We start from the raw sequence: 16967 nt of genomic DNA, 5'->3' as shown, positions 1-16967 counted from the left end.
CATGAAATCTCGTCGTTCAACGCCATCCCCTACCGCTAATGTTGCTAACGGAACAAGCAATATCCGTTGCGAAGGAGAATCAAATGACCGATCAGCGCACTGCGTGGGGTTGGGGCCTGGCCAGCGTGGACGCCGCCGGCAACACCTTGGACGTATGGTATCCGGAACTCAAGCTCGGTGAAGCCCCTGAAGAGGTCTCCCGCCCGAACCACAACTTCGGCAATCTGGCCCATGAGGGCACCGATGCCCGTGGCGTGCGCCGCATTCCGGTGTTCACCGTCTCCAAGCTCGACGCACCGATCGAAGACGCTGCCGATGCCTACTTGCGTCTGCATTTGCTGAGCATGCGCCTGGCAAAGCCGAACAGCCTGAATCTCGATGGTATCTTCGGCGCGCTCAGCAATGTGGTGTGGACCAACTACGGCCCGTTCGCGGTCGAGGATTTCGCCCTGCGCAGGCTCGACGTGATGGGTGCCGCCAATCAGTCCGCCCCAGGCCTGCCGAAGGTTGATGTGAATGTGCTGTCCATCGACAAGTTCCCACGCATGGTCGATTATGTCGTACCGACCGGCGTGCGCATCGGTGACGCCGATCGCGTACGTCTGGGCGCCCATCTGGCCGAAGGCACCACGGTGATGCATGCCGGCTTTGTGAACTTCAACGCCGGAACCCTTGGCGTCTCCATGGTCGAAGGCCGTGTCTCCCAAGGCGTCGTGGTCGGAGACGGTTCCGACATCGGCGGCGGTGCCTCCATCATGGGCACCCTGTCGGGCGGCGGCAAACTGAAGAACTCCATCGGCGAGCACTCCCTGCTCGGCGCGAATGCCGGCATCGGCATCTCATTGGGCGACAACTGCGTGGTCGAGGCGGGTCTGTATGTAACCGCCGGCACGAAGGTCACCATCTACGACAAGGCCAAGGCCGTCGCGGGCGAGCCGCTCGAAACCGTCAAGGGCGCGGACCTGTCCGGCAGGGATAACATCCTGTTCATCCGCAACTCGGTATCCGGACGTATCGAGGCCCGTTATCGCAAGACCGGCATCGAACTCAATGAAAAGCTCCACAAGAACTGAATCGCATCACGCGGCGTCACCGCGCGTTCACGGCTAAGGGTCTTCTTTGAAAATAACGCTTATTACCGTCGGCAGGGTCAAAGAGCGGTACCTGCGCGATGCGATCGCGGAGTACTCGAAGCGTCTGGGCAGATACTGCAAGCTCGACATCGTGGAAGTGGCTGACGAGAAGACACCGGAGCATGCGAGTGAGGGGCTCGAACGCCAGATCAAGGCGAAGGAAGGCGAACGCATCGCCAGGCACATTCGTGACGATGCGTTCGTCATCGCCTTGGCGATTGAAGGCAAGCAGCTCACCAGCGAGGAACTTGCCGCTAAAATCAACGATCTGGGTCTGCGCGGCACCAGCCATATCCAACTCATCATCGGAGGTTCGCTCGGCCTTGATCCGGCGATCCTCAAACGAGCCGACTACCTGCTGAGCTTCTCCAGAATGACCTTCCCGCACCAGCTGATGCGCGTCATCCTGCTGGAGCAGATCTACCGCGCCCATAAGATCAACGCAGGTGAGCCCTATCACAAGTGATTCTGGTGCGATGCCCCGGGAACCGCATCAGAATCGCTCAGCGTTCGTCCATCGGAATGTAGTCGCGCTCGGTATAACCGGTATAGACCTGGCGAGGACGGCCGATCTTCGTGTTCGGATCGGCAAGCAGCTCACGGTACTGTGCGATCCAACCGGGAATGCGGCCCAATGCGAACAATGTGGTGAACATGGCCGGATCGAAGCCGATCGCACGGTAGATCAGGCCGGTGTAGAAGTCGACGTTCGGGTACAGATGGCGGGAGATGAAGTATTCGTCATTCAGGGCGATCTTCTCCAGCTCGGTGGCCACATCGAACAGCGCACGCTCGTCGGCCGGCAGCTTGAGCGTATCGGCACGTTCCATGATCTTCTGCAGATACGTCTTGGCGATGGCCGCGCGCGGATCGTATGACTTGTACACGCGATGGCCGAGACCGGAGATGCGCTGGCCGTTCGCCTTGGCATCCTCCACGAATTCCCTGACGGATTTGCCGGAATCGCGGATGGCCTTGAGCTGACGGAGCACGGCCTCGTTCGCGCCGCCGTGCAACGGACCGGACAGCGCATTGATGCCCGCCGCTACGGCGGAGTACAGATTGGCGTGTGCGGAACCGGCGATGCGCACCACCGAGGTGGAGCAGTTCTGCTCATGATCGGCATGGATGATGAGCAGACGGCCGAGGGCGTGCACATACAGCGGATCGGATTCGAACGGCTCGTACGGCACGGCGAAGCACATGCGCAGGAAGTCGTCGACGTAGCCGCGCGAATAGTCCGGATACAGCATTGGCTCGTCGCGGCGACGGCGGAAGATGTAGCTCACGATGGTGCGGGCCTTCGCCATGATGATGGTCGCCGCCTCCTCGAGCTGATCGGAATCGGTGATGTCGGTGGTGTCCGGATAGAAGGTGGCGAGCGCGTTGACGGCGGACGCCATCACGCTCATCGGATGCGCGGTGCGCGGGAAGGAGCCCATGAACGTACGGAAGTCCTCCCCCACCATCGTGCGGTGGTTGATGTCGGAGATGAAGCGGTCGTACTGCTCCTGGCTCGGCAGTTCGCCGTGGCGCAGCAGCCAGGCGACCTCAAGAAAATCGGATCGTTCGCACAGCTGCTCGATGGGATAGCCGCGGTATCTCAGAATCGAATTCTTGCCATTGATGTAGGTGATTTTCGACTCGCACTGCGCAGTGGTCAGGAAGCCCGGGTCAAGCGTGACCCAGCCGTCGTTGCGCAGCGTGGACACCACGATGCCGTCCGCACCCGCCGTGGCTTCGACCACCGGCAGGGTGAAGTCCTTTGATTCCACACTCAGATGGGCTGTGGCCATGCTTGCACACTCCTTAACCGTTCAAATTAGTGTTCACTATATGGCATGCATGTTTCGCGGCAAAGCCCACGTCTCAAAAAAACAACCGACACATACACAAAACCTCCCTCTGGCGAAGAGGGAGGTGGTATGTGAATCACTAGTCACGAACCGTGAGAATCACCGGACCATCTTCGGTGATGGCGATGGTGTGCTCGCTGTGCGCGCCACGGGAGCCGTCCTCGCTTTTCAGGGTCCAACCGTCTTTCGGATCCTGATAGATTTCGTCGGTGGTCTTGAGGAACCACGGTTCGATGGCGATGACCAGACCCGGACGTAGCTTATAGCCGTGATGTGCACGGCCGTCGTTCGGCACGTGCGGATCGCCATGCATGATGTGCCCCACGCCATGACCACCGAAATCCAGGTTAATCGGGTAACCGTACTCACGGGCCACATCGCCGACGGTGCTGGAGATGTCGCCCAGACGGTTGCCCGGCTGCGCAGCGGCGATGCCGGCCTCGAGCGCCTCTTCGGTGCACTTGATCAGGCGCAGATCCTCCGGATCCTGGTCCTTGCCGACCACGAAGCTGATGGCGGAGTCACCCACCCATCCGTCCACGTTGATGGCGAGGTCGAGGCTGATGAGGTCGCCATCCTTCAGGTTATAGTCGTACGGCACGCCGTGCAGCACCGCGTCGTTCACGGAAGTGCAGATGTAGTGGGCGAACGGACCGGTGCCGAAGTCCGGGGCGTAGTCCACGTAGCAGGACGTGGCGCCCTTGCGGTCGACGATGCGCTTATGCACGAACTCGTCGATTTCAAGCAGGTTGGTACCGACCTTGGTGAATTCCTTCAGATCGCGCAGGATGCCGCCGACGAAACGGCCGGCAGGCTTCATCGCTTCGATCTCTTGTGGAGTTTTCAGTTCAATCATGCTTCCAACCCTACTTCGCACGCCCTACAGCGGCGGCGTCACTTGCGACGGGGCTTGCCGAAGGTGAAGGCACGGACGATGGCGACGACGCCAAGCACGATCAGGGCGCAGGAGCCGAAGAGAATGAGCCATGCGGTGGAGCTCACCGGGGAGAACAGCACGACGAAGCCGGCCACGATCGACACCAGCGCGTAGACCACGGCCCAGCCGGAGCTCGGCATGCGCCAGGATTCGACGAGCGCCATCACGCCTTCCATCATCCAGCCGAGGCCGACCACCATGGTGACGAGCACGGCGAGCGTGGCGCCCGACAGCGCAGCGTTTTTCAGCACGATCACGCCGCCGACGGCCAACAGTACGCCGACAAGGATGTCAAGCACACGCCATCCGCCCGGCAGACCGAGCTCCACGATTGCGGTGACGATACGAATCACGCCGGAGACCACGAAATAGACACCCAACGCGATGGCCGCAACCTCCAAAGTGGCACCTGGCCAGATCAGCAAAGCCAGGCCGAGGATGATGGCGACGACGCCAAGCACACCGTAGACGCCTCTGATGGCGTTCTTCGCCTGTTGCGGCAGCCACTCCTCGACCAGCCTGAAGGGGCTCATCGGCTGCCAGCCGCCCTGCCCCTGATTGGGGCCTCCCGCGTAGGGGTTGCCGTATGGATCGCCGAAATAATGCGGTGTCTGCGCATCGCCTTGATTCCGGTCATGCTGGTTCTGGCCATAGGCGCCATACTCCGGCCGCCCTTGCGGATCGCTCATGTTCGGATCGGTCACAATAGTTCCTTCCTTCAAACCTGTCATTATCTTAGACAGTTTGTCTAATTATAACCATCGACACTATTCGACAAACTGTCTATTTGCTATCAGCTGATGTCCACGCTTGGCTCGAACCGGAAAATCCGGCGTAGATACACCGCTTTGTCACCGAACATGGATAGTGTGAAGCCATGAGTACCACTTTGACCTCCGGTATCGATCCGGCATCGTTCTCCGTAGTGACCACTCCGGCGCAAGACCTGTTCCGCTATGTCAACGGTCCGTGGATCGACATGTACCGCCTGCCTGACGACCGCTCCCGCTACGGCTCCTTCGACAAGCTTGCCGAAGATGCCGAAAACCAGATTCACGACATCCTCGAGGATGATGACTGCCCGGCCACCAAGTCGCGCACGCTGTTCAAAAGCTTCCTCGACGTGAACGCCATCAATGCCTCCGGTCTCACCGCCATCGCCGACCAGCTCGCCTCCATCGACGCGGCCACGGACAAGGCCGGATTGGTGCGTGCGCTGGGTGCCATGAACCCGATCGGCGGCCCGGATCTGTTCGGGATCGCCGTCTACGGCGATCCCGGCGCTCCGGAAACCAACATCATCCATATCGAACAGGCCGGCCTTGGCCTACCGGATGAGGCCTATTATCGCGAGGAGCATTACGCGCCGATCCGCGAAGCCTATGTCGAGATGGTGGCCAGGCAGCTCACCAACGCCAAACTCGTCGAGGCCGACGATGAGGCCGAGGACCGAGCCAGGCGCTTCCTTGAAGTCGAGACGAGGATCGCTTCGCATCATTGGGACAATGTCGCCACCCGCGATTCGCAGAAGACCTATAATCCCACCGACCATGCCGAGTTGAGCGCCATGCTTGCCGACTATGATCTGGACGCATGGATCGAAGCCTGGCAGGAGGCCTACGACAAGACCACCGCGGCCGCCATGCAACCGATTGACTTCAAGGGATGCTTCTCCCGCGTGATCGTGCATGAACCGAGCTTCGTCACGGGCCTCAACGCCTTCTGGTCCGCCACCGATCTGGATGACCTCAAGCTGTGGGCCCGAGTCCATGCGATCCTCGGCTCCACGCTGGAACTGCCGCATGAGTTCGATGAAACCAACTTCGACTTCTACGGCAAGGTGCTTTCCGGCCAAAAGCAGCAGCGCGACCGCTGGAAGCGCGGCGTTTCGCTCGTCAACAGCATCTGCGGAGAGGACATCAGCCGCGAATACGTGCGGCGTCACTTCCCCGAATCCTCCAAACGGCGTATGGAACAGTTGGTCGCCAACCTCATCGACGCGTACCGCGTATCCATTTCCGGCTCCGCCTGGCTGGGCAAGGAGACCAAGGCCAAGGCGCTGGAGAAGCTTTCCAAGTTCGTGCCGAAGATCGGCTACACCAACCATTGGCGCGACTACACCGCACTGGACGTTCGCGAGGGGGCCGGGTTCGCCGAAAACATGCGCGCGGCCAACCTGTATGAGACCGGCTACCAGCTGGCCAAGGTCGGCAAGGCGGTCGACAAGGACGAATGGCTGATGAATCCGCAGACGGTGAACGCCTACTACGAACCGACCATGAATGTGATCGTATTCCCGGCCGCCATTCTGCAGCCGCCGTTCTTCAACCCGGACGCCGAGGACGCGGCGAATTACGGCGGTATCGGTGCGGTGATCGGCCATGAGATCGGCCACGGCTTTGACGATCAGGGCTCTCAATATGACGGTGATGGCAGGCTCAACGACTGGTGGACCGAAGAGGACAAGGCCAACTTCGAGGCACTGACGCGCAAGCTCATCGACCAGTACAACGAATTCGTGCCGACGCAGCTTGCCGAGAAGTACTCCGACGATCCCGCCAAGGCCCCGCATGTCAACGGAGCGTTGACCATCGGCGAGAACATCGGCGATCTGAGCGGCGTGAACATCGCACTGAAGGCCTATGCATTCGCCCTCGATGACACTGCGGGCCGCGAAAAGGACGGTTCCGAAGAGGCCATCGAGGCGTCTCTGGCCGAAGCTCCCGAAATCGACGGCTTCACCGGTTTGCAGCGTTTCTTCCTGAGCTACGCCTCCATCTGGCGCACCAAGAATCGCGACGAGCTGGCCGAACAGTATCTGCAGATCGACCCGCACTCCCCCGCCGAATGTCGCACGAACGGCATCGTACGCAATGTGGATCTGTTCTACAAGGCGTTCGATGTGACCGCGGAGAGCGGCATGTGGCTTGCCCCCGAGCAGCGCGTGCGCATCTGGTAGGCGAAATCGCTAAAACTCCTGGCCGCTGAACTCCTCCTCGTTGACGGACTCAGCGGCCTTCGCATATTCGTCTGGCCGCACGACGTCATCCGTCCATCCCGAACCGCCCTGCGCACTCGAATCACATTGTGCACTTGAAGCACACTGTGTACTCGAAGCACCAGCCTGCACCGATTGCGGCTCAGGTTCATCATGGGGCAACAGCTCTACCGGCGGCGCCATGGCACCGGCCGTACTCTGTGGGTTCGCATATGGGTCCGCGCCGATTGGCGCTCCGGCATTGGATGGGGCCACCGAATTTCGCGCCGTCGCTTCGGCATTGGCGGCGTTGGGTTTGGCGAATCGTCGCAATGCGGTGGCCCCATAGTTGAGATCATGCCCCGCATTACTGGCCTCGAGCACCGTACGGGACCGCGGTTCCCCGTTCTCGCCATTCCACGTTTCCGTGGCGAGCACCCCGGTCACTATGACCGGTTCGCCTTTTTTGAACGACTGGCAGATGTTTTCCGACAGCGTCCGGTATGCCTTCACCGTAATCCACGTGGTCGGCAGGTCACGCCATTGCTGCGTGCGATTGTCGAAGTAGTGTCGGGTGCTGGCCAAACGGAACGAGCTGGCATGCGGCATGCCCTCCCTGTTGAACGGCACCGGATTCGCACCGACGTATCCGGTGATGGTGAGTAAGCCTTGCTGCTGCGCCATGATCGGCCCTTTCTATCAACGTATATGGACCGCGGAAAGCGCCGAATCGGTGCGGAAGGAATCGTACAGTCAGGTAGGGGTTATGAGAGAGGAGCTCTGTACGCCTTCCCCCCGCCTCCTTGCGTTCCCGCGGTGGTTCCACTATCGCCGATGAAAATGGGGCGCCGCAATGGTCAGCGGGGAATGTGGATAACTCAAGAGTCTCCGGGCGAGTCGTGGATGGCAGGTGGATAAATGACCCTTATCCACATCCATGCACCATCGACGGTGCATGAAGCCGGCTTCATGCACCCCATGCAACGAAGGCCCATCATGCCAAATGGGCGCGGTGAGGCCGAAGATCCCGATTTCTGTAATGTCCGGGATTTTCAGCCTCACCGCGCCCATTCAAAGGCGACGGACCGGAATCCGCTACTTGAGCAGAGCGGCGATGCGATCGACGATCACTTGGGCCGCATCGGCGGCCGGCACCGCTTCGGTGTTCTCACCATTGCGGTCGCGCACCTCGATGGTGCCGTTGTTCACGGTGTCACGGCCCGCGACGGCGATCAGCGGCACACCGATCAGCTCGGCATCCTTGAACTTCACGCCCGGGGACACCTTCTTGCGGTCGTCGAAGATGACTTCGACGCCCTTGGCCTCGAGTTCGGCGATCAGCTGCTCGGCGGCTTCGAATGCGGCCGCATCCTTGCCGGTGGCGACCACGTGCACCTGGGCCGGGGCGATGACGGCCGGCCATGCCAGGCCCTTCTCGTCATGATGGGTTTCGGCGATGCAGGCCATCACACGGGATACGCCGATACCGTAGGAGCCCATCCACACCGGAACGGTCTTGCCGTTCTGGTCCAGCACCTTCAGCCCAAGGGCGTTGGAGTACTTCAGACCCAACTGGAACACCTGGCCGATCTCCACTCCACGCTCGAAGCTTAACGGGCCGGAACCATCCGGGCTCATATCGCCATGGCGCACCTGAACGGCCTCGACGGTGCCGTCGGCCTCGAAATCACGACCGTAGACCAGATCGTAATAATCGACCTCATGCTCGTCGGCTCCGGTGAACCATGCGGAGCCACGGGCGATGTGCGCATCCACGAGATAACGCAGTGCGTCGCCGGTATCCTCGGCGGTCTCGGCCTTCTTGCCGCCACGTACCTGCGGACCAAGCACCATCGGTCCGATATAGCCCTTGACCAGCTCCGGATGCCCCTTCAGATCATCTTCGGTGGCCTCTTCGATCTCAGCAGGGGTGAACTGGGCCTCAAGACGCTTCATGTCGACCACACGGTCGCCCGGAACGCCCACGACCACAAGCTCGCGCCACGGTTCGTCGTGGTTCTCGTCCTGCGGATGCATGACGGCAATCACCACGTTCTTCAAAATATCGGAAGCCTGCCATGCGCGTCCGTCGGAACGCGGGTGGTTGGCGTTGGCGAATTCGACCATCTTGTCGATGGTGGCGGCATCCGGGGTCGGACGCTTCTCGGCCGCCGGGGTGTCGGAGAAGTCGATGGCCTCCGGTTCCGGAGTGGTCAGTGCCTCAACGTTCCAGGCCTTGCCGGACGGGGACTGTGCGAAGGTGTCTTCGCCAATCTCCATCGGAGCCAGGAATTCCTCGGATTCAAAGCCCCCCATCGGGCCGGCCATGGCGTGCACCGGCACGTACTTCAAGTCAAGACGGTCGAAGATGCGTTCGTAGGCGCCACGCTCATCCATGTAGGCCTTGACCAGGCCCTCTTTGTCAAGGGTGAAGGAATAGGCGTCCTTCATGATGAATTCGCGGCCGCGAATCAGGCCCGCACGCGGGCGGAACTCGTCGCGGTACTTGGTCTGGATCTGGTAGAGGGTCACCGGCAGGTCCTTGTAGGAGGAATACAGGTCCTTGACCAGCAGGGTGAACATTTCCTCGTGGGTCGGGGCCAGCAGGTAGTCGGCTTCGTGGCGGTCCTTCAGACGGAAGATGTTGTCGCCGTACTCCTCCCAGCGGTGGGTGGCCTCATAGGGCTCGCGCGGCAGCAGGCCGGAGAAATGGACTTCCTGGGCATCGATGGAGGCCATCTCCTCGCGGATGATGTTCTCGATCTTGTTCAGAACGTTCAGGCCCAGCGGCAGCCAGGTCCAGATGCCCGGGGCGGCCTTGCGCAGGTAGCAGGCTCGCTGCAGAAGCTTATCCGATACGACGTCGGCATCGGCGGGGTCCTCGCGCAGGGTACGCAGGAACATGGTAGACATACGAAGTGCTTTGGTCATACGCCCCAAGTTACTCAGGCAAGGCGACGTAACCACTCCAAACACACGGAAATCATCTTATCTATAATGTTATAAATAAGTCTTGCGCCATACGTATAAGCCCGGAAGGACGACGATTCCGCATTGCACTCGTTGAGAGAGGACGGCATGTCATGAGTCACATCACCGCACATATTTCGATTTGGAACAAACTCGGCTGGATCGGCATCATCTGCTACTTCATGTTCGCCGCGGGCGCGCCGGAAGTGCTGACGGAAGGCAATACGTGGGTGGGTCTGAGCATGGCCTTGCTGTGTGTGGTGCTGATCTCGCTGCCGTGGAGGAAGCCGTTCAATGTTCTTGCGCTGGCCGGTATGGTGGCGTGGATCATCGTCACACGCGCGATTCCGAGACTTGGATTCCTGCAACGCAATCCGATCTGGCTGCTGGTCGGTCTGATCTGCGTGATCGCCAGCTGCTGGGATCCGGATCCGGAGGACGCCGAAACGGAAGTCGAACTCGATCCTGACCTTGCCCGCTCGCTGCAGGCGATGGGCTGACCAGGGGCTTGACCAAGACGCCGACCAGGGGCGACCGCGCGAATCAGAACAGGGCATCCTGCGCGAATTCGTCATCGGCTTCGTTCGGCGGCAATGGCTTGAAAGCGGAGGCACCATGCCGCGCAAGTGCATCGCTGGCGTTCGCCGAGCCAAGTCTGAGCTCGCCGTCAAGCCGCACCGCATCCGGCGAAACCAGGAACATGCGTTCGTTCACACCGGTCAAATACAGTCCTTCGAGATTCTCCACGCGCGACAGCGCCACATATCCCATACCGGGAGCGAAGGTACGCCGCAGATCCATGACCGCACGGTCAAGCGTCATCCCCTGCGACTTGTGAATCGTAATGGCCCATGCGCATCGCAACGGCACCTGGTTCACACAGGCAAGCACGGTATCACCGTCCTGCATTTCCCAGCAATTCGGCTTCATGGTCACGATATTGCCGTTCTCGAACTCGACGATCGGCCAGCCACCCTTGGCGTCGGCGGCGAATCCACGCACCGTGCCAAGGGAACCGTTCACGAACTGATGGTCGGTGTCGTTGCGTACCGCCATCACGGCCGCTCCGGTCTTGAGCAACAGATGCTCCGGCGCAAGCATATTCCTCTTGAGCCGTTCCACCAGATTCGCCGGGCCGGAGGATTCGGCGAAATATTCGTGCGGTTCCTCCTTGATTTCGAACAGACGTATGTCATTGAGCGAATCGGCCTGTTTGTTGACCGGAAACAGGTTCACGGCCTGCTGGTTCGGTTCCGGCATATGTCCCAGCCGAGTCAGCAAGATATCGCGGTCCTCGTCGTCCACGCGGCCCTCTCGGATGTCGGTGAGCACGCCAAGCAACCTGCCGTCATCCTGGCGATGCTGCTCGGTCAGGTAGCAGATGACCGGACTCAGCTCCTGCCATACCAGCGATTCGGTGACGAATCCCTCAGGATTGAGCCCGGCATGCACATAACGTTCGCGGGATGCCACGAATTCCGGACTGGGTATGATCAGATCATGATTACGGCCGGAGACGGCCACCGGCGGCAGCTGAAAGAAGTCACCGGAGAGCACCACCTGCAGCCCTCCGAACGGCCGTGGATCCTTGCGGATGATGCGGCACACCTGATCGACCATGTCGAATAGCCATGCATGCAGCATGGAGACCTCGTCGATGATGAGGATGTCGGCCGCCTGCAGTTTGCGCCTGCGCCGCGTACGAATGGTCGTGATGAGTTTGTCGGACAACGCGTTGGCAAGGCCTATGCCGCTCCATGAGTGAATGGTGACGCCATTGATATGCGTGGCCGCGATACCGGTCGATGCGGTAACCGATACGGAAGCGCCGTCCGCACGTGCCTGACGCACGAATTCGTTCAGCACGTAGGTCTTGCCGGCACCGGGCGCACCTGTCAGAAAGACGTTCGCACCGGAGCCTAGAATCGCAAGGGCCTCTTCCTGCCGCATCTCGCACCGCCTTTCCCGCCGTCACGCAACCATCGGCAATCGAACCGCACCGGCATATCGCCGAACAAACCGTACTGCCGCACACGGTCGCCCGTCAGGCAATCAGCCTATCAACAACCCTGAGCACGCCGCATTCGGCGTTCGACGGCGCAAGATAGCGTGCAGCCGCACGTAGATCCGGATGTCCGTTGGACATGGCGAATGACCAGTCACCCGCCTCAAGCATCAGCAGATCGTTGAGATAATCGCCGAACACCGCCGTCTGCGCGGGGGTGACGCCCAACGCGCGCTGCAGTGCCTCGACACCCTGCTTCTTGTCGGTGGCCGGATTCATGATATCCACCCAATGCCTGCCGGAGACGACCACCTGATAATCATCCCTCACATGCGCCAGCTTGTCGTCCGTCATCCGCTCGGAACTGCCGAAGTCGAGAATCGCAAGCTTCAGGATGATCTCTTCGCCCGGAACGTAATCGTCCGGCTCGACGGCGATATCCAATACCCCATGCAGGTCATCGACGATCTTCAGGGCCGCGTAATACTTGCCGACCTCATCAAGGAACGGCTTGTCGGTACGCTGCACGTATGCGGTGTCGAGACTGCAGACCACCAGCCCCATATCATATTCGCCAGCGGTCACGGAAGCGTTCACCATGTCGATGATGCGACGGGTGATATCCAGATCGACGCCATGCACTTCGACGATTTCGCCGTCCACCGCCACGACATTGCCGTTCTCCGCGATGTAGGACAGCTCTCCCCCGCCCAGCGTTTCGGATGCCTTCGCGGCGAACATGTTGCGCAATGTGGCATACTGGCGGCCGGAAGCCGGCACGAATTCGACGCCGCGTGCGCGCAGTCCGGCGAGCATGCCCCAGAAGCCTTCGGGAATCCGGCTATGCTCGTCCAACAGAGTGCCGTCCATATCGGCGACCACAAGTCGGATATCCTGCGGCTGGTCGATGCTGGTCCAGTCGGCTGCGCTCATTACGGGTCCTTTCCTGCATTATCTTCGATCGTTCGATTGCGCGAAACGGATTGCACGAAACGTCACGGGAGGCGGAAGGCATCACCGCCACACCCCATACGTGCGGAATACGTGCGAACCGGTCAGTCCTTGCCAATCAGGCTGGTGGCCTCGATCTCGTCGGCGATGGCCTTGGCCTCGGCCGCATCCGGCCCCGGCACCGGCGCCATGAACGCCTTGCGGTAGTACCGTAGCTCGTCCAGGGACTCAATGATGTCGGCAAGCGCACGGTGGCCGCCGTTCTTCGGCGGGCGGTTGAGGTAGACGGCCGGGTACCAGCGGCGGGCAAGCTCCTTGAACGTGCTTACGTCGATGGTGCGGTAGTGCAGGTGCTCCATGAGCTCCGGCATGTAATGGTCGAGGAACTTCTTGTCGGAACCGATGGTGTTGCCGGCCAGCAGCGGTTTGACGCCGTCCGGCGTGAATCGCCCGACATATTCGACGACCCTGGCCTGCGCCTCATCAAGGGACAGGCCATGCTCCCACTCGTCGATCAGGCCGGAGCGGGTATGCATGCCACGCACGAAATCGTTCATATGGTCGACGGCCTTCCGGCTGGGCTTGATCACAAAATCAACGCCCTCATCAAGCACGTTCAGGTCGAAGTCGGTCGGCACCACGGACACCTCGACGAGCTCGTCGCCGCCGAAGATATCCAAGCCGGTCATCTCACAGTCGATCCAAATCAGGCGCGAACCTTCAGCGGTGTATGTCTCGCCGTCATGCGCATCTACCATCGTTGCCTCGTTTCATATGTTTTGCGGCCGCGCCCGCTGCGTGGAACCGAACATACGAAGATACCGCGAGGTAGGGAGATTATTCCCCGCCCCGCGGCATATGGTGCGCCCGGTTCGTTGGTTCAGCGCACCCGCTTGATGCCCAGCACGCTGACGGCGGCGATGGCGGTCATGGCGATGGCCACCGGGAACACCACCGTGTAGGAGCCGAGCACGCTCACCAGCGTGGAGGTGATGGCCACGCCGATGGCCTGGCCCGCGCAAGTGGCGATGTTCATGAAACCAAGGTCCTTGCCGGCGGTCTCCTTGTTCGGCAGCACGTCGACGTTCAGCGCCTGGTCGACCGACAGATACATGCCGTAACCGAAGCTGGCGATGCCGCCGAAGAGGAACATGCCCAGCTGCGTCGGGAAGATCCACGGCATGGCCAGGCCGACGGCGAAGAACGTGCATGCCACGATGATTGGCGCCTTGCGGCGGTTCAGGGCGTCGGCGATCGGACCCGCCACCAGGGACGCGATGATGGACACGATCATGGTGATTACGGAGATGACCTGGATGGAGGCCGCGGCCGACAGCTTGTCCTGACCGATGTAATCCTGCAGAATGTACAGCTGGTAGCTGAATACCATCTGGTAGGCGACGATCAGGCAGGTGCGGCAGACGAACGCACGGTAGAAGTCGGCGCAATCCTTCAGCGGCGGGGTGAGCGATGCCGCCACGACCTTCCACAGCGGCTCGTCGGTATTCTTCGGCATGTTCTCGCTGGAGGGCTCACGCGGCGCGATCACCACGGACAGTACGCCGGCGGCCAGCGCACACAGGCCGGCGCAGATGAAGCCGAGTTCCATGTTCTCGATGAGCGAGGAGCCGACCAGCGTGCCGATGCCCTGTCCGATCACACCGCCCGCGCCGATCGCAGCGGACACGGTGGCGCGCGAGGTGGGCTCAACCTGATCGGAGATGCGCGCGTAGATCGGAGCCTGCACCATGTTCAGCCCAACCAGCGCCAGCACGTAGGTGACGCCGATGATCACGGCGCTCACCGGCCGGCTCAACGCCCAGAAGCAGATACCGTAGATGAACGCACCACAGAAGATCCATGGCGTGCGCCTGCCCCAACGGGTGGCGGTGCGGTCGGACAGCGCGCCGATGAACAGTGCGATGAAGATGGAGGCGATCGACCCGACCGCGTTGATGGTGCCGAGCACCGCGGTGGAGTTGGCGACGCCGATGTCGCGCAGACGCTGCGGGACCAGCACCGACATCGTCATATAGAAGGCCGCGCCGGACAGCACGGCGAAGGCGAGGAAGCCGCCGGTGAAGCGCCATTTGGCATTGTTCTGCGATTGTTGTTCGGAGACGACTGCAATGGTTTCTGACATGATATTCCCTTTTGAATCAATATTGCGTCTGTTGTCGCATCCGTTGCCGCGGATCGCTCGCCCGCGGCAACGGATTGAACCGATGATGATTGCGATTGCTTAAGCCAGCTGAATCCAGGCGCTGGTATCCTGCGGCAGCCTGCCATCGTCGGTGAGCGGTCCGGAGGTCAGCAGTACCTCACCCTGCGGCAGTGCGACCGGCTCCTCGCCGAAGTTGGTGATGGACGCCCATCCGTTGGCGCGTTTGTAGGCGATGGTGCCGCCGGGGAATCCGTTGGCGCCGTCATGCGCCTTGCCCGGCCGGTCTTCCGGCAGCCATTCGACGCTCAGATCGGTGGTCTGCAGTTCGTGACGCAGCGCCAATACGCGGCGATACAGGTTCAGCATGGAATCCGGATCGGCGGATTCCACGTCGACTGCGAAATCCTTGTACCATTTGGGCTGCGGAAGATGCGGATCGGAAGTGGCTGCGGCCGGGGAGAATCCGAAGGAGCCGCCATGTCCGAATTCATCATCCGGATCCTCCAGCTTCGGAGCGTCCGAGGCGACCCACGGCAGAGGCACACGGCAACCGTCACGGCCCTTGGTACTGGCGGAACGGGAGGTGCGCCAAGCGGACGGATCCTCCAGGTCATCCCACGGAATGTCGGCCACTTCGAACAGACCGAGCTCCTCGCCCTGATACACATAGGCGGAACCGGGCAATGCCATCTCCATCATGACCGCGGCGCGGGCGCGCTTGGTGCCGAGCTCACGGTTCTCCTCGAACGTGGTTCCATCGCGAAGCAGCCAGTCGAGCGCCAGACGGTGATATTCGCCGGTCGGCACCTGAGGCAGGGCGTAGCGGGTGGCATGGCGGACCACATCGTGGTTGCTCATCACCCACGTGGCGGTGGAGCCGGAACGTTCCGCGCCTTCGAGGCCCTCCTCGATGGCCAGGTGCATATCGTCGCGGATCCAATCCTTCTTGGCGAATTCGAAGTTGAAGATCTGACCAAGATCGTCAGGCGAGGCATACAGATGCTGACGGCTCGGGCGCACCCATGCCTCGGCCACGGCGAACGCCGGCGGATTGTATTCATTGAACACCTTGCGCCACTCGTGGTAGATGTCATGCACCTCATCACGGTCGATCACCGGGTGTGAGCCGTCCTCCGGCTGGTCGTTGGTGCACCAGACCACGTAATCGTCGAGATCGTCGCGGTCGAGATCCTTCGCCAAGCCATGCGCCACATCCACGCGGAAACCGTCCGCGCCGTGATCGAGCCAGAATCGCAGGGTCTTGAGGAAGTCGTCGCGTACTTCACGATTGTTCCAGTTCCAGTCCGGCTGCTCCTTGGTGAACATATGCAGATACCACTGGCCGTCGGGCACGCGGGTCCATGCGGGGCCGCCGAAATGGTTCTCCCAGTTGGTCGGTGGCTGGTCGCCATTCGGCCCCTTGCCATCGCGGAAGATGTAGCGGTCGCGTTCCGGAGAACCCGGTTCCGCGGCCAGCGCGGCCTTGAACCATTCATGCAGATTGGAACTGTGGTTCGGCACGATGTCGACCACGACCTTGATGTCGCGTTCGTGTGCGGCCTTGGCGAGTTCGTCAAAATCCGCCATGGTGCCGAGCTTCGGGTCGACGTTGCGATAATCATCCACATCGTAGCCACCGTCGGCCAGTTGGGACGGATAGAACGGGCTCAGCCAGATGGCGTCGACGCCAAGTTCCTTCAGATAGTCGATCTTCTCGGTCACGCCGGAGATCTGGCCGAGTCCCTCGCCTCGGGAATCCTTGAAGGAACGCGGGTAGACCTGATAGACCACAGCCTGCTTCCACCACAACGTCGGATCATTGACTTCGGTCATGTTTGCCTCCTTTATGCAAGCGCTTGCGCACTGTTCGGCCATATCTATGCATCATCAATTTCTTGAGTGCAGTTGACTTTCGAGAACTGTTAAGTTGTCTCGCGCAGCTTCGTCATCGTAGTCGTGCTGTTTGATGTTTTT

14 protein-coding genes are annotated in these 16967 nt (G+C 60.9%); 4 read left to right on the top strand and 10 right to left on the bottom strand.

The window, feature by feature from the left end; genetic code table 11:
- The first annotated feature begins 83 nt into the window (after window positions 1-83).
- Together dapD and rlmH are read left to right on the top strand one after the other, a co-directional pair.
- Window positions 84-1073: a 2,3,4,5-tetrahydropyridine-2,6-dicarboxylate N-succinyltransferase gene (gene dapD / locus BMOU_RS09500; protein ID WP_034877010.1), complete on the top strand. Its 990-nt coding sequence runs from the start codon at window positions 84-86 to the stop codon at window positions 1071-1073.
- A gap of 46 nt (window positions 1074-1119) precedes the next feature.
- The gene (rlmH, locus tag BMOU_RS09495) at window positions 1120-1599 is read left to right on the top strand and encodes a 23S rRNA (pseudouridine(1915)-N(3))-methyltransferase RlmH (protein WP_034877007.1); all 480 of its coding nucleotides are present in this window, start codon (window positions 1120-1122) and stop codon (window positions 1597-1599) included.
- 37 nt (window positions 1600-1636) lie between these two features.
- Here the strand turns inward: rlmH and BMOU_RS09490 are convergent, their stop codons facing one another.
- From BMOU_RS09490 to BMOU_RS09480, 3 genes are all read right to left on the bottom strand, one after another.
- The gene (locus BMOU_RS09490; protein WP_034877005.1) at window positions 1637-2929 is read right to left on the bottom strand and encodes a citrate synthase; all 1293 of its coding nucleotides are present in this window, start codon (window positions 2927-2929) and stop codon (window positions 1637-1639) included.
- 139 nt (window positions 2930-3068) lie between these two features.
- On the bottom strand, window positions 3069-3845 hold the full coding sequence (map, locus tag BMOU_RS09485) for a type I methionyl aminopeptidase (RefSeq protein WP_034877003.1): 777 nt from the start codon (window positions 3843-3845) through the stop codon (window positions 3069-3071).
- A gap of 38 nt (window positions 3846-3883) precedes the next feature.
- Window positions 3884-4657 carry an HdeD family acid-resistance protein gene (locus BMOU_RS09480; protein WP_371851375.1) on the bottom strand — a complete coding sequence of 258 codons (774 nt, stop codon included), beginning with the start codon at window positions 4655-4657 and terminating at the stop codon, window positions 3884-3886.
- A 146-nt stretch (window positions 4658-4803) separates the two neighbouring features.
- Between BMOU_RS09480 and BMOU_RS09475 the strand changes: the two genes are divergently transcribed.
- Window positions 4804-6885 (top strand): M13 family metallopeptidase, encoded by a 2082-nt coding sequence (locus tag BMOU_RS09475; RefSeq protein WP_034876999.1) that lies wholly within the window; start codon window positions 4804-4806, stop codon window positions 6883-6885.
- Between the two features lie 9 nt (window positions 6886-6894).
- On the opposite strand, the gene BMOU_RS10745 is transcribed toward BMOU_RS09475, so the two are convergent.
- Window positions 6895-7587, bottom strand: a complete 693-nt coding sequence (locus tag BMOU_RS10745) for a single-stranded DNA-binding protein (protein ID WP_081738538.1) — start codon at window positions 7585-7587, stop codon at window positions 6895-6897.
- Window positions 7588-7998: 411 nt separating this feature from the next.
- Complete coding sequence (locus tag BMOU_RS09465; RefSeq protein ID WP_034876996.1) at window positions 7999-9834, bottom strand: proline--tRNA ligase; 1836 nt, start codon at window positions 9832-9834, stop codon at window positions 7999-8001.
- A 152-nt stretch (window positions 9835-9986) separates the two neighbouring features.
- On the opposite strand from BMOU_RS09465, the gene BMOU_RS09460 reads away from it, so the two are divergent.
- Window positions 9987-10373 carry a hypothetical protein gene (locus BMOU_RS09460; RefSeq protein ID WP_034876994.1) on the top strand — a complete coding sequence of 129 codons (387 nt, stop codon included), beginning with the start codon at window positions 9987-9989 and terminating at the stop codon, window positions 10371-10373.
- Window positions 10374-10416: 43 nt separating this feature from the next.
- On the opposite strand, the gene BMOU_RS09455 is transcribed toward BMOU_RS09460, so the two are convergent.
- From BMOU_RS09455 to BMOU_RS09435, 5 genes are all read right to left on the bottom strand, one after another.
- Entirely contained in the window at window positions 10417-11823 is a 1407-nt protein-coding gene (locus BMOU_RS09455; RefSeq protein WP_034876991.1) for a PIF1 family DEAD/DEAH box helicase, read from the bottom strand.
- 94 nt (window positions 11824-11917) lie between these two features.
- Complete coding sequence (locus BMOU_RS09450; protein WP_034876990.1) at window positions 11918-12811, bottom strand: Cof-type HAD-IIB family hydrolase; 894 nt, start codon at window positions 12809-12811, stop codon at window positions 11918-11920.
- A gap of 122 nt (window positions 12812-12933) precedes the next feature.
- Entirely contained in the window at window positions 12934-13587 is a 654-nt protein-coding gene (gene orn / locus BMOU_RS09445; RefSeq protein ID WP_034876987.1) for an oligoribonuclease, read from the bottom strand.
- Window positions 13588-13709: 122 nt separating this feature from the next.
- Window positions 13710-14972, bottom strand: a complete 1263-nt coding sequence (locus tag BMOU_RS09440) for an MFS transporter (RefSeq protein ID WP_034876985.1) — start codon at window positions 14970-14972, stop codon at window positions 13710-13712.
- A 99-nt stretch (window positions 14973-15071) separates the two neighbouring features.
- On the bottom strand, window positions 15072-16826 hold the full coding sequence (locus BMOU_RS09435) for a glycoside hydrolase family 13 protein (protein WP_081738537.1): 1755 nt from the start codon (window positions 16824-16826) through the stop codon (window positions 15072-15074).
- Window positions 16827-16967 lie beyond the last annotated feature (141 nt).

This window comes from Bifidobacterium moukalabense DSM 27321 (assembly GCF_000522505.1).
In the GTDB taxonomy this organism is placed as follows: Bacteria; Actinomycetota; Actinomycetes; order Actinomycetales; family Bifidobacteriaceae; genus Bifidobacterium; species Bifidobacterium moukalabense.
This window is presented reverse-complemented; position numbering and strand designations above follow the sequence as displayed.